Consider the following 859-nt stretch of genomic DNA (forward strand, 5'->3'; position numbering starts at 1 on the left):
AGCGACCAGGCTGTCTACAACTGGGCTCACGCGTGGCGTATTGGAGGCGTTTGCGCGCTCATGGGCGGTCACAACGGCGGTCGGCCGCGTGCGCTTCCCGATGACGTGGTCGCTGTCGCGCTGGAGATTGCGCGGGCAGAGCCGCTTACCCTGGTCCAGATAGCTCGACGCGTTGAGCAGGCACAAGCCCAGGCGCTGCCCTGCAAGATAGAAACGCTGGGTGAAGCCCTCAAGCGTGCGGGCTTCACTTTCAAGCGCAATCGCTTCTCGCTGAAAAAAAGCGCAATGAACAGGAGTTCGAGATGAAACAGGCCACGCTTGAGAAGCTTCAGGTCGCCGCGCGCGATGGCCAGTGTCGCCTGTTCTATTTCGACGAGGCCGGCTTTTGCGGATCACCGCCTGTGCAGCGTAGCTGGTCACCACGTGGACTGCCCCATGCCATTGAGCCCAACCACCATTGTCGACGCAATGTGATGGGCGCACTGAACTTCGCTGAAAACAGTTTCGTCCATGCAGCAACCAGCCATACGGTCAAAGGGCCTCACGTTGAGGGTTTTCTCAATGACCTGATTTGTCACGGCGATGGTAGACCGACCGTGATCGTGCTCGACAATGCGAGCATTCATTACGGAATCGATCAGGTCACACTGGACCGCTGGTTCATCGAACACAAAGCACTCCTGTTTTATCTGCCGCCGTACAGTCCCGAACTGAATCTCATTGAGATCGTATGGAAGCACTTCAAGTACCACTGGCGGCGATTCGCGACGTGGACGAAAGAAACCATCGATGCGGAGCTGGAAATTCTGCTCAACGGATATGGTTCGAAATTCCAAGTTAATTTTTCGTGAACACTTAA

General features: G+C 56.0%; 2 protein-coding genes. Both read left to right on the forward strand.

Annotated elements, in window-relative coordinates; all coding sequences use genetic code 11:
• The coding region (locus SB822_RS54695) for a helix-turn-helix domain-containing protein (RefSeq protein WP_410858798.1) at positions 1 to 306 on the forward strand (306 nt) is incomplete at its 5' end.
• Complete coding sequence (locus SB822_RS54700) at positions 303 to 851, forward strand: IS630 family transposase (protein WP_410858799.1); 549 nt, start codon at positions 303 to 305, stop codon at positions 849 to 851. The genes SB822_RS54695 and SB822_RS54700, both read left to right, overlap by 4 nt.
• Positions 852 to 859 lie beyond the last annotated feature (8 nt).

Source organism: Paraburkholderia sp. SIMBA_054 (assembly GCF_046534875.1).
Lineage (GTDB): Bacteria > Pseudomonadota > Gammaproteobacteria > Burkholderiales > Burkholderiaceae > Paraburkholderia > Paraburkholderia hospita.

Coding starts and splice junctions, on each gene's coding strand:
- SB822_RS54700 (WP_410858799.1), top strand. CDS start 303: ATGAAACAGGCCACGCTTGAGAAGCTTCAGGTCGCCGCGCGCGATGGC.